Genomic DNA, 20,559 nt, shown 5'->3' with positions numbered 1-20,559 from the left:
GCGGCTCCGCGCGGGGACTCTGAGTACCTTCTGAGTAGCCGTGCTCATGCCGTGCGCCGTGACGGCGGCCACACTCCGAAGCATGACGCACATACCGCCTCCGGCCGAGGAACTGCGACTCCTCGACACCGAGTTGTGGCAACTCGACGCCCGCCGGGCGCAGTTGCTGGCGCGCCGAGCCTGGCTGCTGGCCGCGTTGCAGGCGCAGCCGTCCAAACCGCCCGTCGCGCCTCGTGCGGCGATGAGTCCCGAGGCGGGTCCGGCCGGTGCGGCGGTGGCGCCCGAGACGAGCGCTCCGCGCGTGCAGAACGTCCTGCTGATGCTCGGCGGTGTCCTGCTCACGATCGCCGCGGTGGCGTTCACCCTGGTCAGCTGGGGTCACATGGGGATCGCCGGGCGGGCCGCGGTGCTGGGCTCGGTCACGGTGGCCGTGCTGGCCGCGCCGCTGCCGCTGCTGAGGCGGGGGCTGCGTTCGACGGCGGAGTCGGTGGCCGGTCTGGGGCTGGCGTTGACGGTGCTGGACGCCTACGCGCTGTACGAGGTCGCGCTGGGCGGCGTGGACGGGACGGCGTACACGGCAGGGGCGTCGGCTGTGCTGGCGGGGCTGTGGGCGGCGTACGGCCGGGGTCTCGGCGCGCTGCGGCTGCCGGTTCCGTCGGCGCTGGCCGTGGCTCAACTGACCTTGCCGCTCTGGGCCGTCGCGTCGGGCGCTGATCTTCACGCGGTCTCGGCGGCGCTGCTGGCGACGTCCGCTCTGGACGCGGCGGTGGCGCCGCGTGCGGCCGTCCGCGCGGTCCGTGTCACCGCCGTCGTCGGCGCGCTCGCCCTGGGCGCCGGGGGCGTCCTGACGGCCGGCTCGCTGGCGTGGACGGCTGCCGGTGCGGGCGGCGCCGCCCGTGCGGCGGCGCTCCTCGTCCTCGCGGCGGCTGTCGCGCTGCTCGTGGCGCGGTCGCTGCCGAAGCCCGAGGCGGCGCGGGGGCTCGCGATGACCGGCGGTCTGCTGCTGGTGGCGGCGGCCGGGGCCGTGCTGCGGGTGTCGCTGCCCGCCGGCTGGGCGGTTCCGGCTCATCTGGCGTGCGCCGTCGCGCTGGTGGCGGCGGTCCGGGGCCGGTTCGCGGAGCCGGTGCGGGAGGGTCTGGTGCACGCGGGCGCCGTCGTGCACGCGTTGGCGCTGCTGTGGGCGGCGCCGCTGGTCGCGGTCACGCTGCTGGGCCCGCTGGGCTGGGCGGCGCGGCCGTGGTCGGGTGCGCCGTCCGACGCGCGCGCCGCGGTCACCGTGGACGTGCCGTGGCCGCCGTACCCGGTCCAGGCCGTCGTCGTCCTGGCGGCCGTCACCGCCGTCCTGGTGGTGGCCGGACGGCGGGAGACCTGGGGCGCCTGGGCGCGGACCGGTGCGCTGGGGCTGGCCTGGACGGTGGCGATGGTGCTAGCGGCGACGCTCCGGCTGCCGTACGCGGCGGGCCTTGTGATCGTGGGGTGCGTGGCGGTGGCGGCGGCCTTCCTGTCCGTGCCGTGGTTCGCTCTGGCCGCCTCCGTCCCGCTCGCCTTCCTGTCGCTCGCGGCGCAGTCGGCGACGCTGACGGTGCTGTCGGCGCTGACCGTGCTGTGCGCCGTGGCCTCGCGCCGACCGGGCTTCGCGCCGGTCATGGCGCCGGCGGCGCTCGCGTACGCGACCGCGCTGGCGGGTGCGACGGGCGCGGCGGCGCACTGGCAGCCCCCACACACCGCCGTGCTCGTCCTCCTGGTGCCCGTGGTCGCGGCCGCGCTCGGCGCGCGGCTGGCCGGGAGCCCGGCGGGGGTGGCCGTCGAGGTGACGGGTGCCGCCGCCGCGCTGCTCGCCGTGGGGCTCGCCGTGACCGATCCGCCGATGCTGGCGCTGGTGCTCGGGCTGTGCTCGGTGATCGCCGCGGGCACGGCGCTCCGCGAGGACCGCCGCGCCGCCGGGTACGCGGCGGCCGCCCTGGCCGTGGCGGCCGCCTGGGTCAGGTTCGCCGCCTGGGACGTCACCGCCCCGGAGGCGTACACCCTGCCGGTGACCGTGCCGGCGCTGCTGATCGGCGCCTGGCGCCGCCGCCGCGATCCGGGGACGCCGTCGTGGACGGCGTACGGTCCCGGGCTGGCCGCCACGCTGGCGCCGAGCCTCGCGGCGGCGTGGAGCGACGCGCAGTGGACGCGTCCGCTGCTGCTCGGCGCGGCCGCCCTGCTGGTGACGCTGCTGGGCGCCCAGCACCGCCTCAAGGCGCCGCTGGTCCTCGGCGGTTCGGTGCTGGTCCTGGACGCCCTGCACGAACTGGCGCCCTTCCTGGTGCAGGTGGCCGACGCACTCCCCCGCTGGGCGCCTCCCGCACTCGCCGGACTGCTGCTGCTCGCGGTCGGCGCGACCTACGAGCGGCGGCTCCGGGACGTCCGACGGGTGCGGGAGGTCCTGGGGAGGATGGGCTAGGGCCCCACACCCTGGCGGCCCTGAAGCCCTTGCCGGCTACGACGGCATGCGGTCGCCGAGGAGGGCGAGGTTCTCGATGGCGGCGAGGCCGTAGAGCGCGGTGTCGTTGGTGGACACCCAGGCGGCCTCGCTGCCCGGCACCAGGGTGGCGGGGCCGCTGAGCGGCTCCGTCCGCCAGGGCGCGGACTCCTTGTAGCCGTCGGAGTTGTAGAATTTGTCCCACGCGCGTGCGGCGAGCCTCGTGTCACCGGTCTGTACGGCGGCGTACGCGTCGAGGCGTGAGTGGCCCTGGAAGAGCAGCAGGCTGCCGAAGTCGGAGCCGTAGCGGGCCTTCTGCTCCGCCTTGGTGGCGTTGAAGTAGCGGCAGTAGTCGTAGTAGGCCTCGTCGAACTTCGGCATGTCGACGAGGTGGATGAGTTCGGCGCACAGTTCGTTGAGGCCGAAGACGGCGGAGAGGTGGGAGACACCGACGACCGGCTTGTCGGCGATGGCGAACCGGCCCGTGTCGAGGTCGTACAGTCCGCTGCCCTGCACGAATCCGTTGGGCTGGGCGGCGATGGTCTCCATGGTCGACAGGACGCGCGCCCTGGCCTTCTCCCACTTGGGGCCCTTGCGCTCCCACTCGGTGAGCCAGGCCGAGACCAGGCCGCTCCAGTCGGTGCCGAAGCCGATCGACAGGGCGTGCCGGTCGGGCGTGTAGGGCTCGGTGCGGATCTTGCGGATGGGGTCGAGGACGAGGAAGGTCTCGTCGGAGTCGACGTTGGCGTGCATGAGGTCGCCGACGCGTTCGTCTGCGGTGAGGAAGTAGTAGTAGCGGCGGTAGGTGGTGTTGGCGATGCGCTGCTGCTTGGCGCTGTCGGCGTAGTGCTGGACGCCGTGCCGGGTGCCGAGGCCCGCCCACTTGCCGAGGTGGTAGACGTCGACCTCGCCGGTGTGCCGGGTCATCGCCTCGGCGAAGCGGAAGATGTCGGCGCGGCCGCTGCGCAGGTACGCGTACCAGAGCCACAGGTCGGGTGAGAGCTCGGAGTTGTCCCAGGCGTAGCCGCCGATGTCGTACCGCCACTGGTGCCTGACGGTGTCGTAGGTGTGCATGATGTCGCCGTGGTCCCAGAAGCCGTACCAGCGGCGCTGCTCCACCTGGTCCTTGTAGTAGGTGAAGAGGAAGTCGAGGTGGTCCTCGATCTTCGCCTTGGCCGGGGTGGAGCGGTCCGGCTCGGAGTAGAGGCCGGGGCCGAAAACCTTGGCCTTGATGAGCTGCTTGGGCGGGGCGGCGAGCTGCGGCGGCACGCGGACCGACTCGACCTGGGCGGCGAGCGTCTCGGGGGCGGGGGTGGACTCGTTGGCCCAGAAGAGGAGTTCGGAGGTACGGGCGATCCCGTAGGGGGTGCCGAAGCCGGGCTCGTAGTCCTCGTAGGTGATGTTGAGGCCTTCGAGCTGTTCGGGGAAGGTGTCCTGGCCCATGCCGTCGTGGTAGAAGCGCAGGTCCATGGGCTGGGCCTCGGGGGACCAGAGCCAGAGGGTGACCTCGGCCTCGTCGGTGTGGGCGTCGCGGATGTCGAGCTGGGAGGGGTGGCTCTCCCAGAAGTCCCTGAGGCCGAACGAGAGGCCGCCGCTGACTCCGCCGACGTACCCGAAGCCGGAGGCGCGCCTGCCGCCGCCGGCGGCGATCCAGCCGTGGCCCTTCTTGGTGCGCTTGCGCAGGGTGAAGCCGTCGGCGGAGAGCTGCGAGAGGGTGTAGTCCCCCCATTCGGGGATGTACTGCAGCCGGGTGGTGACGCGTTGGTCCCAGGTGGCGGGGTCGGGGAGCTTCTGGCCGGCGTACTGGGCCGCCTGGACCGCCGCGCCGGGGTCGCGGCGCAGGCCGGTGATGCCCTTGACGGCTTCGCGCAGCAGGCCGGTGCCCTCGCCGCCGACGCGGATGTGGCGGTCGTAGGACCGGTCGCGCATCGGGACGGTGAAGCGGACGCCGAGTCCTCGGATGAAGTCGCCCTCGGCCTTGCCGGGTTCCTGCTTCCCGTCGTAGGTGACCGTGTGCACCATGCGGAAGGAGTCGGCGCCGGCGTAGAAGTAGAGGCGGATGGAGAACGGCAGCCAACTCCGGCTGCCCCTGCGGTGTTTGCCGTCGACACGGACGACCGCGCGGACCGGGCCGTCCTGTTCCACAGTGACGGTGTCGATCGCGCCCTCGAACTGCTCGGTCCTGACCTTGCCCTGTTCGTCGTCCTCGATCTCGGGCTGCCGGATCATGACCAGCCGGCCGTTCCTGGCGATCTCGGTGGAGCCGCGGGTGACGGACTTGACCAGCGTGGGGCCGGACTTGCCGATCTTCGCGGTGATGACACCGGTGGAGACGGTGACGAGGCCGGTGTTCGCGGTGACGGTGACCTTCCGCGCGGGGGCGGCGGGCGCGCCGGCGGTGAGGGTGAGCTTTCCGGAACCCGAACTGACCGCGTGGGCGGTCCACTTGAGGGAGCCGTCGGGCCAGTAGGCGATCGGCCAGGACTGGACGGGGACGGCCTTGCCGCCGGCGTCGGTCAGGGCGAAGGTCTGGTCCTCCTGGTAGGCGCCCATCGGCCAGGGCACGCCGAGGGTGGAGCCGGGGGCGGCGCCGAGGCCGCCGTCCTCCAGCCAGTCCAGGGTGACCGGGTCGGTGTCGGCCGGCGCGGCGGCTGCGGCCTGCGGAGCGGCCTGCGCGTTCTTGGTCCCCAGAGCCCAGCTGAACTGGGCGGCGGCGCCGGCGACGGCGGCCGCCTTGAGCAGGGACCTGCGGGGGATGGGAGACATGGGATGCGGCCTTTCCTTCTGCGTGCGGGAGGTCCTTCTGCGTACGGGAGGCTTGTCAGCACAACCGGTCAGGGACATGACAGATAAAGGCGCGGCGCCCGTGCGCCGGCCCTGCTGCGGGGGCGCCGCCCGTCAGCGGCGCCGGTACCGCTCCTCCACGGCGAGGGCGGCGGCCGCCACGGCCCCCAGCACGGGGACCGCGAGCGGTGCTACGAACCAGGCGGACAGCGCCACCACGGCCAGCCCGCCGATGATCAGGAAGGACCCGGCCGGGTCCAGGACGGTACGGCGGCCGGCCGACGCCAGCAGGGTCCGCCAGCTCGCTCCCGGCGACCACACCGCCGCGGCGCGCAGCACGGCCACCACGAACCCGATCAGCGCGAGCACCCCGGCGGCCCCGACGAGCGGCCCGCCCGGAAGCCCCGCGCGCACGGCCTGGACGTCCACCCGGACCGCGACCGCCGCGGCCCATCCCGCGAGCCCGACGACCCACCCGCCGCGCAGCGCGCCGCGGAAGTCGGCGGCGAACTCCCGCAAGCCGCCCCCCTCGTGCGCGGTGCGGCGGCGCAGGTGCCGCGCCCCGGCCGCGAAGGCCGCCGGAACGGTGACCACGCCCAGCGAGGCCACCGCGATCCACACCCCGGTGAGCAGGCACTCGGCGAACACGGCGAACCGCTCGGCGAGGACCGACTCCTTGCGCGCCTTCACGTGTACCTCGGCCATCGTGATCGTCTCAGCCCTTCAGCCCGGACGTCGCCATGCCGTCGATGAGGTAGCGCTGGAAGGCCAGGAAGAAGGCCAGCACCGGCAGCAGGGCGACCAGCGACATCGCGATCATGCCGCCGTAGTCGGCCACGCCCTCTTGGTCCACGAACATCTTCAGGCCCAGGGAGACGGTGTACTTGTCGGGCTCGTTGAGGTAGATCAGCGGGCCCATGAAGTCGTTCCAGGCGTTGATGAAGGTGAAGATCGCGCTGGTGATCAGGGCCGGCCGGCACAGCGGGAGCACGATCGACCAGTAGATGCGCAGGTGCCCGCAACCGTCGAGGCGGGCCGCCTCGTCGAGCTCCTTGGGCAGGTTGCGCATGAACTGCATCATCAGGAAGACGAAGAACGCGTCCGTGGCCAGGTACTTCCCCAGCAGCAGCGGGGTGTACGAGTTGATCATCTCCATGTTGCGGAACAGCACGTACTGCGGGATCAGCAGCACGTGGTAGGGCAGCAGGAGGGTGCCGATCATCAGCGTGAACAGCACGTTGCGGCCGGCGAACCTGATCCGCGAGAAGGCGTACGCCGTCAGCGAGCACGACAGCAGGATCCCGGCCACCGAGCCGACGGCGAGGGTGAGCGAGTTGAGGAAGAACGTGGAGATCGAGATGTCCGCGATGCCCTCGGTGAGCCGCGTGTAGTTCGAGGTGATCGGGGAGCCCGGGAAGAGATCAAGGCTGCCGACGATGTCCTCGCTCTTCTTGAACGAGCCGCCGACCACCCAGAGCACGGGATACAGGATCACCGCGAGGACGGCGAGGGCGCCCAGATGCCAGGCGAGCGAGCCGGGCAGCCTGCGCCGCAGCGCGCCCGCCTCGGTGGATCGGGACGGGGAGACCTCCGTGGCCGACGGGGGTACCCCCGGGTCGAGCGACGTCGAGAGATCCGGGGAGCTCATCGGGCGCCCTCCTCGTAGTGCACCCAGCGCTTCTGGGACCAGAACAGCACCGCCGTCACCAGGGCGACCGCGACGAGCAGCATCCAGGCCATGGCGGAGGCCAGGCCCATCCGGCTGTTCTCGAAGCCCTGGACGTACAGATAACAGGTGTAGACCATCGAACCGTCCGCGGGCCCGCAGGCGTTGCCTCCGGCGCCGCCGCCGACGATGTACGCCGAGCTGAAGATCTGGAAGGAGTGGATCGTCTCCAGCAGCACGTTGAAGAAGAGGACCGGGGAGATCATCGGCAGGGTGATGTTCCAGAACCGCCGCCATGAGCCGGCCCCGTCCACCTCGGCGGCCTCGTACAGCTCGCGTGGGACCTGCTTGAGGCCGGCGAGGAAGATGACCATGGGGGCGCCGAACTGCCAGACGGTGAGCGCCACCAGGCTGTAGATGACCATGTCGGGGTCGCCGGCCCAGCCGCCGACGTCCACCCCGAAGAGCTTCTGCGTACGGTCGACGATCGCGTCGTCCGAGAAGATCGCCTTCCAGACGATCGCCACCGAGACGCTGGCCCCGATCAGCGAGGGCGCGTAGAAGGCGGCCCGGTAGAAGGCCTGCCCACGCCGCTTCTGGGCCAGGAGCAGCGCCACACCCAGCGCGGCGAGCAGCTTCAGCGGTGTGCCGACGACGACGTACCAGAGCGTCACCTGCACCGAGTGGCGCCAGCGCGGGTCCTCGAACATGGTGGTGAAGTTGTCGAGGCCGATCCAGCGGGGCGCGTCGAACAGGTTGTAGTCGGTGAAGGCGAAGTAGAGCGAGGCGACCATCGGCCCTGCCGTGAGCAGCAGGAACCCGGCGATCCAGGGGGACATGAAGAGATAGCCGGCCAGGTTCTCCCGGCGCCGCCGCCGTTTGAGGGCGGCGGGGCGCTCGGGCTTCACCGGACCGTGCCGCGGCTCGGAAGGCTTGTCCTCGGACAGGCCCGCCATCGCAGGGGCGTGTGTCACGGTGGTTCCCATCAGCCGGCGAGAGCCGTCTTCGACTCGGTGAAGAACTGCTTGACGGCGTCGTCCACCGACCGCTTCCCGAGGGCCATCTCCTCGGCGATGCGCAGGAAGGCGGACTCGCAGATGTCGGCGCCGTTCGGGTGCGGGGTGATGGGCTCCAGGACGCCCGTCTCGACGAGGGACGTCTCATAGGCGGCGATCGCCTTGTTGACCTCGTCGGTCGGCTTGAACGCGTCGAACTGGGCCTGGGTCGCGGGCACACCGCGGTCGTAGCCCATGATCTTGGCGACCTCGGGGTCGTGCACCATGAAGGAGATGAACTGGGCCACTTCCTTGGGATGCTTGGTGCGCTTGGAGGCGCTGAGCATGAGGGAGCCGAGGTACTGGCCGGTCTTCTTGCCGTCGGTGGTGGGGATGGGCGCCAGTCCGTACTCGCTCTTGCCCTCGGAGGTGTAGCGGACGGTGAAGTTGTCCCAGGTGAACTCACCGGCGGCGAGTTCACCGGCGACCGCCGACTTGGGCTTGATCTGGGCGACCTTCTTGGGGTCGGCGTAGCTCCCGTCCTCGACGCTCTTCTCGGCCTTCGCCCACCAGGCCTTCAGATCCGCCTCGGTGAAGCCGAGTCCGGCGTCGGCGAAGAACGCCTTGCCGTTCTGGCGGAGGTACAGGTCGTAGAGGTACATCACGCCGTACATGCCGCTGTCGCCGGCGCGGCCCGCCTTGTCGCGGATCTTCTTCATCGCCGCGTCGAAGTCGGTCCAGGTCCAGCCCCGCTCCGGCTTCACGCCCGCCTTGGTGTAGACGTGCTTGTCGATCACCAGGGCCATCGAGTTGGAGCCGACCGGGACACCGAGGAGCTTGCCGTCGATCTCGCCGAACTTCTCGAGGCCGGCCCGGAAGCCGTCCATGGCGAGATTGCCGGCCTTGACCTGCTCGCTGAGATCGAGCAGTACGTTCTTGGCGTCGTATTTCCTCAGGAAACCAATGGCGTTCTGGAAAACGTCGGGCGGATTCCCGCCGGATGCCTGGGTGTTGAACTTCTTCCAGAAGTCGGTGTATGGCTGGAAGTCCGTTTTCACCTTGATCTTCGGATACTTCTTCTCGAAGAGCGCGATGGTCTTGTTGATGCGCTGAGCCCGGTCCTCCGAGCCCCACCACGCATAACGGATCGTCACCGTCCCGTCCGCGGAGGTCCCGCCGTCACCGCCGCACCCGGTGGTCGCCGCCAGGCCCAGTGTGGCCGCCGTCGCCCCTGCGGCCTTGAGGATCGTTCGTCTGCCAACATCCGTGCTGGTTCCCACAGTCGGGACCTCCCCGCGGCGTCGTCGCCATCCATGAATCGTTTCAAGAAAGCGCTTGCTGGCACAAGGTACGAGGGAGCTGAGAGAGCGTCAATGATTCGGACAGAATTTCCTCTCGGGGTGGGGTGTGGTGTGGGTGGGCGGACGGGGTGGGCGGTGGGGTGCGGGGCGCACGTGTCAGCTGCGGGGGGCCGCCGCAGGCCGCGCGGCGGGCCGCCGTGGGGAAGCCGCATGGGGACGCGCGAGGAGGGAGGCGCATAGCAGCCGCGCGTAGCAGCCGATACGGCAATGCGCCTGCCAGCGGGCGGGAGCGAGCGCGATCGGGGGGCCGTTGACGCAGCCGAACGCCGCGCCGGCCGCAGGAAGCAAGGGTGACCGGGGGCCTCCGGCACAGCCGAACGTTGGGACGGCCGCGGGAAGCAAACGTGCCCCGGAGCCGTCGGCACAGCCGAGCGTCGGGACGGCCGCGGGAAAGCGAGTGCGACCCCCGGGCCGCCGGTACAACCGAACGTCGGGGAGGCGGCCGGGATCGAGCGCGCCGGGAGGCCGTTGGCGCAGCCGAACGCAGGGACGGCTGCGGGAAGCAAGCGTGACCGGGAGCCGCCGATACAACCGCGCACAGGGGCAGCCGCCGGAAACGAGCGTGACCAGGGACCGCCGGCACAACCGGACACGGGCACAGCGACCGGTAGCGACCGTGACCGGGGCCGTCGGCCCGGCCCAGTGCCGGGGAGGTGGCCGAGAGGTGCAGCCGGGGGCCCTTGGCGCAGCCGAACGGCGGGACGGCCCTCGGAAGAGAGCGTGACTGGGAGCCGTCGCGGTACAGGCCCCACAGGGGCAGCCTCCGGAAATGAGCGTGACCAGGGACCGCCGGCACAACCGAACACGGGGACGGCGGCCGGTAGCGAGCATGACCGGGGCCGTCGGCCCGGCCCAATGCCGGGGAGGCGGCCGAGAGGGGCGGCCGGGGGCCGTTGGTGCAGCCGAACGCAGGGACGCCTGCCTGGTGCGAGCGTGATCGGGGGGCCGCCGGTACAGCCGGACGTCGGGGAGGCGTGGCCTGGAGCGAGTGCGGCCGGGGGCCGTTGGCGCAGCCCAGCGCCGGGATGGTCGCGGAAAGCAAGGCGTGGCCAGGAGCCGCCGGCGCAGCCGCACACAGGGACAGCCGCCGGGAACGAGCGTGACCAGGAGCCGTCCGCACAGCCGAACGGGATGCGGCCGGGAGCGAGTGCGGCCGGTAACTTGCGGCACAGCCGCACGCAGGGGCAGCCGCCGGGGGCCGTCGGCGTGGGCGGGTGTGGGAAGGCGGCCGGAGCCGTGGGCGGGGGGGGGAGCCCGTGGGAAGCGTGTGTGGGCGACCGGGTCCGTGGCGGTCAGGGGGTACGGCGGGAGCGCGACGGCGGCTCGTGGTCGTGTCGGCCCCCGGTGGGGCACCCCCTCGGAGTGATCGCGGGCGGGCGGCCGTTCGTCGCTCTGGTCCAGGTCGGCGGCAGTTGCGTACCCGAGGCGGCGAGCCCTCATTGCTCCCGGCGGCGAGCCCGCATGCTCCCGACGTCCAGGCCTCATGCTCCCCGGCGTCGAGGCTCATGCTCCCGGGCGGCGAGCCCTCGTGCTCCCGGCGTCGAGGTCTCGTGCTCGCGTCGAGGTCTTGTGCTCCCGGCAGTCGGGGCGGGGTCGTCCGGCCGACCGATGGGGCGTGTCGGGGTCGGATGCTCGACCTGCCCTGCCTGCAGTTCCGCCCCTGGGCCCGTCGGGAGTCGGCCTCTGGGGTCCGCTGCCTTCCGAGGCGGGCCCAGGCATCGGGGGCCTGCCAGGCCGGACACCGCGTCGCCACGGCAGGACCGCCCGGCATCGCGGGCCTGCGGGCCGGGCACCGCGTCGCCACGGCAGGACCGCCCCGCATCACGGGCCTGCGGGACGGACACCGCGTCGCCACGGCAGGACCACCCCGCATCGCGGGCCTGCGGGACGGACACCGCGTCGCCACGGCAGGACCACCCCGCATCGCGGGCCTGCGGGACGGACACCGCGTCGCCGCGGCAGGGCCGCCCGGCGTCGCGGGTCTGTGGGCCGGGTGCCGGGTCGACACGGGCGCCGCCACCGTCAGCCGTCCGGAATCCGCCGTGGCGCGGCAGTAGGCCCCGCCACCCACCGCCCCCGGACACGACGACGGCCCGTCCGCGATGTGGTGGTCGGAGACGGGCCGTCGTGCCGGGTGGTGGGCGATACTGGGTTCGAACCAGTGACCTCTTCGGTGTGAACGAAGCGCTCTCCCACTGAGCTAATCGCCCGGGCGCATGGAGAACATTACCCCAAGTCAGAGGGTGGCCGTGACCGCCCGCCGCTCGGGCGGAGCGGTCGGCGGGTCACTGGTCCTTGATCTTCCAGGGCATCTCGAAACCGAACTTCCACACGTAGAAGCCCAGGATGGCGCCGATGACCACGAGGCCGATCGAGGTCAGGATGATGTTGCGCTTGCGGACCCTGGGGTCCAGGGCGCGCTGGGCCGCCTCGGTGACCTTGCGCTTGGTCCAGCGCAGGACCAGCTGGGCCCAGACGAACTCGGTCGCCCAGATCGCCATGCCGCCGAAGATCACGACCCAGCCCGGTCCGGGCAGCGGGAGCATGATGATGCCGGCGATCACGACCGCCAGGCCGACGACGAAGATCCCTACCTGCCAGCTGAGGTGCAGCACACGGCGGGCCTTGACGAACTCGGGCGCCCGGGACCCCAGGCCCTGCTCGGCCTCGGTCCGCTCCTCGCCCGTCCTCGCGTCGTCCGCCGTCATGGCGACCTCACTCGGCCCGCCACTCCCCGTATTCATACGACCAAACCCTACCCGAGAGATTCCGGTCACCGTAATGGTGGTACTTCGCGAACGTTCCCTCGGCCGGAAGAGTTACGTAAACACACGCAAAACACTCAGAGGGGTTTACAACGGCACCGTAGGTGGCATGTCGATTTCGCCGACGTGCGAATCCCCGAGCGCACACTGAGCGAAAGGCCCTGGCGCTTATGAACACCACGGTCAGCTGCGAGCTGCACCTGCGCCTCGTTGTGTCGAGCGAGTCCTCCCTGCCTGTCCCCGCAGGCCTGCGGTACGACACGGCCGACCCCTACGCCGTGCACGCCACCTTCCACACCGGAGCCGAGGAGACCGTCGAGTGGGTGTTCGCCCGCGACCTCCTCGCGGAGGGCCTGCACCGGCCCACGGGCACCGGCGACGTCCGCGTCTGGCCGTCGCGCAGCCACGGTCAGGGCGTCGTCTGCATCGCCCTGAGCTCCCCTGAGGGGGAGGCCCTGCTCGAGGCCCCGGCGCGGGCCCTGGAATCCTTCCTGAAGCGAACCGACGCGGCCGTGCCTCCCGGCACGGAGCACCGTCACTTCGACCTCGACCAGGAGCTCTCGCACATCCTGGCGGAAAGCTAGGACGGGGCTCCCGCAGAGCTGCCCGACGCCGTCCACTCGGGGAGACGGCTCGGGCCAGGACAACCGCATAGGGCAAGCGCCGACGCCGCGCCTCGGGTTCCCCGTGGTGCGGCGCCGACGTGCGCAGCGCCACCCCGCCGGGCGACAGGGGCCACCCCGCCGGGCCGAGCGGCTACCATCGGCCAGCATCGGCGGGCGCCCGCCCGTCCCCAGGCCAGGGAGCGAAACGTGCTGATCACCCACGACACCCGGTGCGCCCTCGACGCCGTGGTGGATCTGGTGAACACCGCGCCGGAGGACGACGCCGTCCCGGACGGGCTGCCGAACCTGGCCGCCCTCACGGACTTCGTGCGAAAGCACGAGATCAGCGACGTGGGCGTGCTGTCCGAGTTCGACCTCTCCGCGGTGCGCAAGGTCCGGGGGCGGTTCGCGAAGGTGTTCGCGGCGCCGGACGCCCGCGCCGCCGCAGGGCTGATCAACGAACTCGTCGCCGCCGCGGGCACCACCCCGCGCCTCACCGACCACGACGGCTACGACTGGCACGTGCACTACTTCGCGCCGGGCGCCTCGATCGCGGACCACCTGGCCGCCGACTGCGGGATGGCGCTGGCGTTCTTCGTGGTGGCCGGCGAGCAGGAACGCCTGCGCCGCTGCGAGGCCCCCGACTGCCGGCGCGCCTTCGTGGACCTCTCCCGCAACCGCTCCCGGCGGTACTGCGACAGCCGCACCTGCGGCAACCGTCTCCACGTCGCCGCCTACCGGGCGCGCCGCAAGGAAGCGGCCGGCTGACCCCGGAGCCGCTCAGGGCGGCCTTGTCCACCATCGATGCCGACGCGGCCCCGGCGGGTGGCGCCGGGGACCGCGGGTACGGCTCACAGCAGCAGCAGGTCGTGCAGCGAAGCCATGAGCAGCAGACACCCGATCACCGCAAGGAAGATCATCAGCGGTGGCTGGGAAAGGGCGAAGAGGCATCCGCGCGGCTCGTCCTGAGGTGGCGCGGCGTCGCTCTGTGTCGTGTCCAGCATCTCGCGGGCGATGATGACGCAGCCCCCGCCGCGGGTGCGATCAACACGCCCGAACTGAGCGGGTGTGCGCCGGATTCCGTGATCTCCGCTTCCGGGCGTGATCACTTACGCGCGCGTGCGGTCCGACTGTGTCGCTTCGGCCGCCGACGCGTCGGGCCGCCGCTTCGGTGACCCGCCGCCGGCGACCGCTTCATATGCCGTGCTTCTTGAGGATGGCCTCGATGTCGCTGAAGTCGTCCGTGGCGGTCGCGCGGGGCGCGGCGGCGGGCCGGGCGGTCGGACGGGCCTGGCCCAGGGAGGGCGCCGAGGCGGCCGGGGCCACGGCCTCGCCCCGCGCGGCACGCGCCGCCGCCTTGCGCTCCTTGCGGGTGCCTCCCCGCCGCCGCTCGACGGCCCGCGTCGTCATGAACAGGGCCCAGGCCCCGCCGAGCAGACCGAATCCCAGCCAGGCGGTGGGGCTGAAGGCGGTGCCGGCGACCCACTCGACGACTCCGGTCAGCACCAGACCGAGCGGTACGAGGGCGTAGGCCGCCATGCGCGCGGCCGTCAGGTAACGCTTCCGGTACGCCGTGACCGCGGCGATGCCCAGGCCTGCCGCGGCGACGGCGGAACAGACGGTTTCGGCGATCATCCGGTCCTCCAGACGCGGCACAAGGGAGCAAGGTCGAATCGGCTGGGCGTCGCGGGCAGCGCGGCGCTTCGTCCTTCCATCCTGCACCTGCGCGAGGGCGCCGGGCCATGCCTCGGCCGGACATCAGGGACATCTCCGGGTCACCTCCTCCACAGGTGCCGGTCCGGGGCGGGTGGCTCTCAGGTACTACGGGGTGTCTGCGACCCGGGTACGGGGGCAAGTACGGGGCGGTCCGGATTGGGGTGGCGCGGAGCGGGCTGGGAGACTGGGGACATGAGCGACTCCTCCCCCGCCGCGCCGGTGTCCGCCGACGCGTCGACGTCCCCCTCCGCCCGTCCCGCCGTCGTCCTCGACGTGTGGTGCGAGCTGCAGTGCCCGGACTGCCGCAGCGCCCTCGACGACCTCCGCCTCCTGCGCGAGCGCTACGGCGACCGGCTGGAGCTGCGGCTGCGGCACTTCCCGCTGGAGAAGCACAAGCACTCCTTCGCCGCCGCGCAGGCCGCCGAGGAGGCCGTGGAGCAGGGCAATGGGTGGGAGTACGTCGAGGCGGTCCTCGGCCGGGTCGAGAAGCTGGACCGTGAGGGCGAGCCCTTCCTGGTCGACACCGCCCGTCAACTGGGCCTGGACGCGGATGAGTTCGACACCGCGCTCATCGACGGCCGGCACATCCTGATCGTCGACGCCGACCAGGCCGAGGGCAAGGCGATCGGCGTCACAGGCACCCCGACGTACGTCATCGGCGGGGAGCGCCTCGACGGCGGCAAGAGCCAGGAGGGGCTGCGCGAGCGGGTCGAGGAGATCGCGGACCGGCTGCTCGCCGAGCAGGGGTAAGGCTCGCTCCCCGGCCCCAGCGCCCCATCCCCTCTTCAGAGCAGGCTCTTGAACATCGAGTAGCCGACCGGGACGTATCCCAGTGACTCGTAGAGCCGTTCGGCGGGCGTGTTGCCCGCGAAGACGTTGAGGCCGATGACCCGATTGCCGGCGGTGATCGCCTGCGCCTCGGCCAGCAGCATCAGCGAGCGGCCGTGGCCCCGGCCGCGGAAGGCCTCCTCGGTCTCGACGTCGTACACGTAGGCCCGGTCCTCGTGGAGGCCGAGCCAGAGCACGCCGACGCGGACGCCGTCGTGTTCCAGGACGCTGATCCGCATGTTCTCGGTGTCCAGGCCGTCCGGCAGGAGACGCTCGGTGTCGCGCTCCGACCTGGCGCGGGCCTCGTCCGGCGGGACGCCGCGGCTGATCCAGTCCGCGGCGTACCCGTCGACGCCGTGCGCACGCCACGGCCCGAACTCGGCCTCGGTCAGCGGCCTGACCTCGCTGCCCGGGGGCAGTCGGGGGGCCACGGCGTCGAGCGGTTTGGCCAGTCCGCGGTTGCGGTGGACGTATCCGAGGGCCGTGGCCAGGCGCAGGGCGGCCTCGGCGCCGGCCGGCACCCGGATCTCGATCCCCCGGCAGCCCCAGCCCCGCGCGACCTCCTCGGCGGCGAGCGCGGCGACCGTGCCCCGCCCACGCCCGCGGTCGGCCTCGTCGACGTGCAGGTCGTCCACGCGGGCGACGGCCGGCCCGAAGTCGGGGTGGGTGGACAGGTGGACCGCGCCGACCGGGCGGCCGTTCACGCACACCTGGTAGTGGCGGGACAACGCCCCGTCGGCGGCGCGCTGGAGCGGCTCGGTCGGCCGCAGGGTCGTGGTCATCAGGGGGTTTCTACCCGCCGAACGGGCCGAAGTCAGCCTGTTTTTCCCCGCTCTTGCGGCTTTCCGGCCCCTAGGGGCAGCCCTTGAGGGGTGGGGCTCACGGGTCGAGGTCGTCGGCCGCTCGTTCGTCGAAGACGCGCATGGCCTTGGCGGTCACCGGCCCCGGCGCGCCCGGCAGTTCACGGCCGTCGACGCGGTGCACGGCCTGGACGTCGCGCAGGGTGGAGGTCAGGAAGACCTCGTCGGCGCGCTCCAGGACGTCCAGCGGCAGGTCGGTCTCCCGCGCGCCGGTCCACTCCACGGCCAGCGCGCGGGTGATGCCGGCGAGGCAGCCCGAGGCGAGCGGCGGGGTGTGGATCTCGCCGTCCAGAACGACGAACACGTTCGACCCGGTGCCCTCGCAGAGCCGGCCGACGGTGTTGCCGAACAGCGCCTCGGAGGCGCCGTCCCGGTGCGCGTGGGCCAGGGCGACGACGTTCTCGGCGTACGAAGTGGTCTTCAGGCCGGTGAGCGCGCCGCGCTCGTTGCGGGTCCACGGGACGGTGATCACCGCCGTGGAGTCGGGGCGGCGGGTGGTCTCACCGAGGGCGACGACGAGGGTCGGGCCGTGATCGCCGCGGTCGGAGCCGAGGGGGCCCTGCCCGCCGGTGTAGGTGATGCGCAGGCGGCCGAGCGGCATCGGGTTGGCTTCGAGGACGGCGGCGCAGGCGCGGCGGACCTCGTCGAGGTCGGGATCGGGCAGGCCGAGGCCGCGCGCGGAGCGGGTCAGCCGGTCGAGGTGCCTGGTCAGCGCGAACGTGGCGCCGTTGCTCGCCTTCACCGTCTCGAAGACGCCGTCGCCCACGGTCAGTCCGTGGTCGAGGACGGAGACGCGGGCGGACTCGAACTCCTGCAGACCGCCGTCCAGCCAAAGCTTCACTGCTCTACCTCACCATGTTCGTACCGGGGGCGTCGCACGCCGGAACCCCAGCGTCCGCCGTGTACGTCCCCGACGCTATCGCGAGCAGCCGGGACGCCTTCAGTTCGGTCTCCGCCCACTCCCTCTCGGGGTCGGAGCCCCAGGTGATGCCGGCGCCGGTGCCGAAGCGGAGCGTTCCGTCGGCGCGGTCGATCCAGAAGGTGCGGATACCGACGGCCAGTTCGCCCGTGCCCCGGTCGGCGTCGACCCATCCGATGCCGCCGCAGTAGGGGCCGCGGGGCGCGGTCTCCAGCGCGTCGATGATGCGCAGGGCGCTGGACTTGGGGGCGCCGGTAACGGAGCCGGGCGGGAAGGCCGCGTCGAGCAGCTCGCTCCAGCCGGCCCCTTCGCGCAGTTCGCCGCGGACCGTCGAGACGAGGTGGACGAGGCCGGGGTGCTTCTCCACGGCGCACAGATCGGGGACGGTGACGCTGCCGGTGGCGCAGACACGGCCGATGTCGTTGCGGACGAGGTCCACGATCATCACGTTCTCGGCGTGGTCCTTGTCGAGGAGGTCGGCCTCGGTACGCCCGGTGCCCTTGATCGGCCCGGACTCCACGGTCCGCCCCTCGCGGCGCAGGAAGAGCTCGGGCGATGCGGTGGCGATCTCCACGCCGTGCCCGGGGAGGCGGATCGTCCCGGCGTACGGCGCGGGATTCCCCCGGGCGAGCAGCGCGGTCAGCGCGTCCACGTCGGCGCCGGGCGGGACGGGGGCGGACAGGACGCGGCAGAGGTTCGCCTGGTATACGTCGCCGGCCGCGATGTGCTCGCGTATCCGGCGCACTCCGGCGGTGTACGCGGCGCGGTCGAGGGACGACGTCCAGTCCCCGGCGGCGGGGCCGCGCCACTCCCCCGGCGTCGGCGCGGGCACCGGCGCCACCCGCACGTCCGTGAAGCGGGCGCAGGTCAGACGGCCTTCGAAGTCGGCGCAGACGGCCCAGAAACCGGTGGAGTCCAGGGCCGCCGGGTCGTCGGTGACGTCGAGGAGGCCGGTGGCGACGCGGTCGCCGAATCGGGCGAGGGGTGGCAGTTCGGGCACGGTGTCGAGTTTAGGGCGGGTGTCCGGCGGGTCGTCGTCGGCGGCGGGGGCGCGCGCTCCGGGACGCGCCGACGGGGCCTGAGCAGGTGTTCGGTGGGACACAGCGCAGCACGCTGCACAAACGCGTTTTTGTGCTGGCCCAGGAATCCGCTAGAGTTCAACACGTCGCCGGGACGCGAGAGCGCACCGAAACGACAGGCGGACGTAGCTCAGTTGGTAGAGCGCAACCTTGCCAAGGTTGAGGTCGCGAGTTCGAACCTCGTCGTCCGCTCGAAGGACAGTAGGGATCTTCCCGGTCCCCTACACTCCTGGTGGAGTGGCCGAGAGGCGAGGCAACGGCCTGCAAAGCCGTCTACACGGGTTCAAATCCCGTCTCCACCTCCAAGGACGATTAGCTCAGCGGGAGAGCGCTTCCCTGACACGGAAGAGGTCACTGGTTCAATCCCAGTATCGTCCACTGGATCTTCGGATCCCCGCGCGATTAGCTCAGCGGGAGAGCGCTTCCCTGACACGGAAGAGGTCACTGGTTCAATCCCAGTATCGCGCACGCAGTGTCACGGCCCCTGGGGTCGTGTTCCCGAGGACGATTAGCTCAGCGGGAGAGCGCTTCCCTGACACGGAAGAGGTCACTGGTTCAATCCCAGTATCGTCCACACCCCGGAAACCCCCGGCCGTCTCCTCGGCCGGGGGTTTCCTCGTGTGCGGGTCGCTCAGCTGGAGAAGAGCATGTGCCCGAAGCTCTTGTGGCGCTGGTGGCCGTAGTGACCGCCGTGGCCGCCGTGCGGTGCGCCCCAGGCGGGGGCGTGCGGGGCCTGCGCCGGATAGGCCTGGGGAGCGGCCGGGGGCGGCGGCGCCGGCTGGGACCACTGGGACTCCAGCCGGGTGAGCGCCTCCAGCTCGCCGTAGTCCAGGAAGATCCCGCGGCAGTTCGCGCACTGCTCGATCTGGACGCCGTTGCGGTTGTACGTGTGCATCGGGGCGTGACACTTCGGACACTGCATGGTCGGCTCAACTCCTCGCCGGTCGGTCCTGCTTCGCCTATCGCCAGGACAGACTCTGTCCGGCTGCGGTCGGTTGCACCCTACTTCGCCGAGCTTGACGGCAACTGCTCAGGTACGGAACCGGATCCACCGGGCAGGTCGACCGACCCGTACTGCACGGAAACCATCCGGGCGCAGGCGTCGACAAGAGACTCCTCGACCTCGTCGAGGGGTCTGTCACGCCCGATCGCCTTGGTCAGCGCTCGGGCGGCGGTCTGGACGGTGAGGGCGCGAGCCGGGACGTCGAGCGCGGGCCAGGGATCGCCGTCGGCCGGCACCGCGGGCCCGCGAGCCGTGCGGTAGGCCGCCAGGAAGCGGGCCCACTCCTGCGGCGGGAGCAGACCGCAGGCGTACCAGGCGGCGGGCCGGGCGAGATCCCAGGCGGGAACGCCGGTCCCGAGGTCGTCGACGTCGATGAGCCGCCAGGGGCCGTCGGGCACGGGGTGCCGGACGAGCTGCCCCAGGTGGAGGTCACCGTGGCAAAGAGTGGTGGTGTCGGGCATGGGCGCAGCCCCACGGGCCCAGCCAGGGAGGTCTTCCCAGGCCCGCAGGACGGGGGCGACAGCGGGATGTTCCCCGCTCACCTCGCGAAGTCGGAGAACGGCCCGAGCGGCCTTCACCGGTCCGCGCATCGGCGGAAGGGCGTGCGGCGCGGGCGTGCGGTGAAGCTGGGCAAGAAGGGTGGCGGCTTCCTCCCAGGGGGCGGCGTCCGGAGTGTCCGGATCCACGGGAACGCCGTAGGACCAGAACGTGACCAGTCGATCGTGCAGGGACGCGGGGACGGGGGTGAGCGGCGGAAGAAGAAGGTGCGGAAGGGAGGCCGCGGCGGCCAGACGGGGGGCGAGGTCGGCGGCATAGACGCCGGGGGCATGCGCCTTGGCGACGACGCCGGCGTGGCGCACCACGGTGGCATCGGCCCGCTCCGCGAGGGTGTCTGCGCCGCAAGGGCAACGACTTGAGCTGCGGGAGTGTGCTTCGACTGCGGCGAGTCGAGTGAGCGCACTGAGCAGCGGGGTGACGGCCACGGGGCTCCCTGAACGACGGAGGTCTGACGCCCAAGTATCTGCCGGGCCCGGTCACAGGCGACTGCGGGTCCGCTGCGGCCGATCGCGCAGTTCCCCGCGCCCCTAGGTGGGCCGGATGAACGCCCGTACACAGCGCACCGCGCACAGAGGACGCCCCTGGCCGGCCGGGTGAACGCCCGTACAGCCGCGCAAGGCCCGCAGAGGACGCCCCTAGGCCGGCCGGACGAACCTCGCGCAGACGCGCACGACCCGCAAGCGACGCCCCTGGGCCGGTCGGCCGGGTGGACGCTCGCGTAGACGAAGACGAAGAAGCAGACGCGGACGGCGCGGAGGGGGCGGGGTGGGGGTGTCCGCCCGCAGCGGCCGGCGTCAGTCACCGGGTGCCGATGAAGCAGAAGCTACCGCCGGACCGAGGACGGACACCCCCCCCCCCCCCCCCCCCACCCCCCCCCCCCCCCCCCCCCCCCCCCCCCCCCCCCGTGGCCAAAAAAAATGCCGCCCCCGGCCCCCCCCGGCCCCGCACAAATTGGCGGG

Annotated in this window: 17 protein-coding genes and 6 tRNA genes; 9 read left to right on the top strand and 14 right to left on the bottom strand. The window is 72.1% G+C overall.

Annotated features, from left to right (window positions below; genetic code table 11):
- The first annotated feature begins 82 nt into the window (after nucleotides 1-82).
- The gene (locus ACFYXA_RS32615; protein ID WP_352247967.1) at nucleotides 83-2,443 is read left to right on the top strand and encodes an SCO7613 C-terminal domain-containing membrane protein; all 2,361 of its coding nucleotides are present in this window, start codon (nucleotides 83-85) and stop codon (nucleotides 2,441-2,443) included.
- Nucleotides 2,444-2,479: 36 nt separating this feature from the next.
- On the opposite strand, the gene ACFYXA_RS32610 is transcribed toward ACFYXA_RS32615, so the two are convergent.
- From ACFYXA_RS32610 to ACFYXA_RS32580, 7 genes are all read right to left on the bottom strand, one after another.
- Nucleotides 2,480-5,227: a Tat pathway signal sequence domain protein gene (locus ACFYXA_RS32610; RefSeq protein ID WP_352247965.1), complete on the bottom strand. Its 2,748-nt coding sequence runs from the start codon at nucleotides 5,225-5,227 to the stop codon at nucleotides 2,480-2,482.
- A 132-nt stretch (nucleotides 5,228-5,359) separates the two neighbouring features.
- Complete coding sequence (locus tag ACFYXA_RS32605; RefSeq protein ID WP_352247963.1) at nucleotides 5,360-5,950, bottom strand: hypothetical protein; 591 nt, start codon at nucleotides 5,948-5,950, stop codon at nucleotides 5,360-5,362.
- A 10-nt stretch (nucleotides 5,951-5,960) separates the two neighbouring features.
- Complete coding sequence (locus ACFYXA_RS32600; protein ID WP_389039726.1) at nucleotides 5,961-6,893, bottom strand: carbohydrate ABC transporter permease; 933 nt, start codon at nucleotides 6,891-6,893, stop codon at nucleotides 5,961-5,963.
- Entirely contained in the window at nucleotides 6,890-7,897 is a 1,008-nt protein-coding gene (locus ACFYXA_RS32595; RefSeq protein WP_389039722.1) for a carbohydrate ABC transporter permease, read from the bottom strand. The genes ACFYXA_RS32600 and ACFYXA_RS32595 overlap by 4 nt, the downstream gene beginning before the upstream one ends.
- Nucleotides 7,897-9,186, bottom strand: coding sequence for an extracellular solute-binding protein (locus ACFYXA_RS32590; RefSeq protein ID WP_352247957.1), 1,290 nt, complete (start codon nucleotides 9,184-9,186; stop codon nucleotides 7,897-7,899). The genes ACFYXA_RS32595 and ACFYXA_RS32590 overlap by 1 nt, the downstream gene beginning before the upstream one ends.
- Before the next feature lie 2,216 nt (nucleotides 9,187-11,402).
- Nucleotides 11,403-11,477: transfer RNA gene (locus tag ACFYXA_RS32585), tRNA-Val, on the bottom strand.
- 75 nt (nucleotides 11,478-11,552) lie between these two features.
- Entirely contained in the window at nucleotides 11,553-12,011 is a 459-nt protein-coding gene (locus tag ACFYXA_RS32580) for a TIGR02611 family protein (RefSeq protein WP_352250746.1), read from the bottom strand.
- Nucleotides 12,012-12,202: 191 nt separating this feature from the next.
- Here ACFYXA_RS32580 and ACFYXA_RS32575 point away from each other — a divergent pair, with 191 nt between their 5' ends.
- Both ACFYXA_RS32575 and ACFYXA_RS32570 read left to right on the top strand, forming a co-directional pair.
- A complete protein-coding gene (locus tag ACFYXA_RS32575; protein ID WP_004002642.1) occupies nucleotides 12,203-12,616 on the top strand; it encodes an SsgA family sporulation/cell division regulator in 414 nt (137 codons plus the stop codon).
- A gap of 228 nt (nucleotides 12,617-12,844) precedes the next feature.
- A complete protein-coding gene (locus ACFYXA_RS32570; protein ID WP_130444428.1) occupies nucleotides 12,845-13,405 on the top strand; it encodes a CGNR zinc finger domain-containing protein in 561 nt (186 codons plus the stop codon).
- 83 nt (nucleotides 13,406-13,488) lie between these two features.
- On the opposite strand, the gene ACFYXA_RS32565 is transcribed toward ACFYXA_RS32570, so the two are convergent.
- Both ACFYXA_RS32565 and ACFYXA_RS32560 read right to left on the bottom strand, forming a co-directional pair.
- Nucleotides 13,489-13,641, bottom strand: a complete 153-nt coding sequence (locus ACFYXA_RS32565; protein ID WP_020128804.1) for a hypothetical protein — start codon at nucleotides 13,639-13,641, stop codon at nucleotides 13,489-13,491.
- Between the two features lie 190 nt (nucleotides 13,642-13,831).
- Complete coding sequence (locus tag ACFYXA_RS32560; RefSeq protein ID WP_389039714.1) at nucleotides 13,832-14,272, bottom strand: hypothetical protein; 441 nt, start codon at nucleotides 14,270-14,272, stop codon at nucleotides 13,832-13,834.
- A 273-nt stretch (nucleotides 14,273-14,545) separates the two neighbouring features.
- Between ACFYXA_RS32560 and ACFYXA_RS32555 the strand changes: the two genes are divergently transcribed.
- A complete protein-coding gene (locus ACFYXA_RS32555; protein WP_389039711.1) occupies nucleotides 14,546-15,103 on the top strand; it encodes a DsbA family protein in 558 nt (185 codons plus the stop codon).
- 35 nt (nucleotides 15,104-15,138) lie between these two features.
- Here the strand turns inward: ACFYXA_RS32555 and ACFYXA_RS32550 are convergent, their stop codons facing one another.
- The 3 genes from ACFYXA_RS32550 to ACFYXA_RS32540 all read right to left on the bottom strand — a co-directional run bounded on the left by ACFYXA_RS32550 (nucleotide 15,139) and on the right by ACFYXA_RS32540 (nucleotide 17,960).
- Nucleotides 15,139-15,963 (bottom strand): GNAT family N-acetyltransferase, encoded by an 825-nt coding sequence (locus tag ACFYXA_RS32550; RefSeq protein WP_389039707.1) that lies wholly within the window; start codon nucleotides 15,961-15,963, stop codon nucleotides 15,139-15,141.
- 97 nt (nucleotides 15,964-16,060) lie between these two features.
- On the bottom strand, nucleotides 16,061-16,882 hold the full coding sequence (locus ACFYXA_RS32545) for an aminodeoxychorismate lyase (protein WP_351098244.1): 822 nt from the start codon (nucleotides 16,880-16,882) through the stop codon (nucleotides 16,061-16,063).
- A gap of 4 nt (nucleotides 16,883-16,886) precedes the next feature.
- Nucleotides 16,887-17,960 carry a chorismate-binding protein gene (locus tag ACFYXA_RS32540; RefSeq protein ID WP_389039703.1) on the bottom strand — a complete coding sequence of 358 codons (1,074 nt, stop codon included), beginning with the start codon at nucleotides 17,958-17,960 and terminating at the stop codon, nucleotides 16,887-16,889.
- A gap of 198 nt (nucleotides 17,961-18,158) precedes the next feature.
- On the opposite strand from ACFYXA_RS32540, the gene ACFYXA_RS32535 reads away from it, so the two are divergent.
- The 5 genes from ACFYXA_RS32535 to ACFYXA_RS32515 all read left to right on the top strand — a co-directional run bounded on the left by ACFYXA_RS32535 (nucleotide 18,159) and on the right by ACFYXA_RS32515 (nucleotide 18,613).
- Nucleotides 18,159-18,231 (top strand) — tRNA-Gly (locus tag ACFYXA_RS32535).
- A 39-nt stretch (nucleotides 18,232-18,270) separates the two neighbouring features.
- Nucleotides 18,271-18,344: transfer RNA gene (locus ACFYXA_RS32530), tRNA-Cys, on the top strand.
- Between the two features lies 1 nt (nucleotide 18,345).
- Nucleotides 18,346-18,417: transfer RNA gene (locus ACFYXA_RS32525), tRNA-Val, on the top strand.
- Between the two features lie 18 nt (nucleotides 18,418-18,435).
- Nucleotides 18,436-18,507, top strand: a tRNA-Val gene (locus ACFYXA_RS32520).
- Between the two features lie 34 nt (nucleotides 18,508-18,541).
- Nucleotides 18,542-18,613: transfer RNA gene (locus ACFYXA_RS32515), tRNA-Val, on the top strand.
- A 57-nt stretch (nucleotides 18,614-18,670) separates the two neighbouring features.
- Here ACFYXA_RS32515 and ACFYXA_RS32510 read toward each other — a convergent pair.
- Nucleotides 18,671-18,961 carry a zf-TFIIB domain-containing protein gene (locus ACFYXA_RS32510; RefSeq protein ID WP_130444418.1) on the bottom strand — a complete coding sequence of 97 codons (291 nt, stop codon included), beginning with the start codon at nucleotides 18,959-18,961 and terminating at the stop codon, nucleotides 18,671-18,673.
- Nucleotides 18,962-19,041: 80 nt separating this feature from the next.
- Nucleotides 19,042-20,025, bottom strand: coding sequence for a phosphotransferase family protein (locus tag ACFYXA_RS32505; RefSeq protein WP_389039700.1), 984 nt, complete (start codon nucleotides 20,023-20,025; stop codon nucleotides 19,042-19,044).
- Nucleotides 20,026-20,559 lie beyond the last annotated feature (534 nt).

Origin of the sequence: Streptomyces sp. NPDC002566 (genome assembly GCF_042889585.1) — a bacterium.
GTDB lineage: Bacteria > Actinomycetota > Actinomycetes > Streptomycetales > Streptomycetaceae > Streptomyces.
Note: the sequence above shows the minus strand (reverse complement) of the source record. Positions and strands in the feature narration are given on the sequence as shown.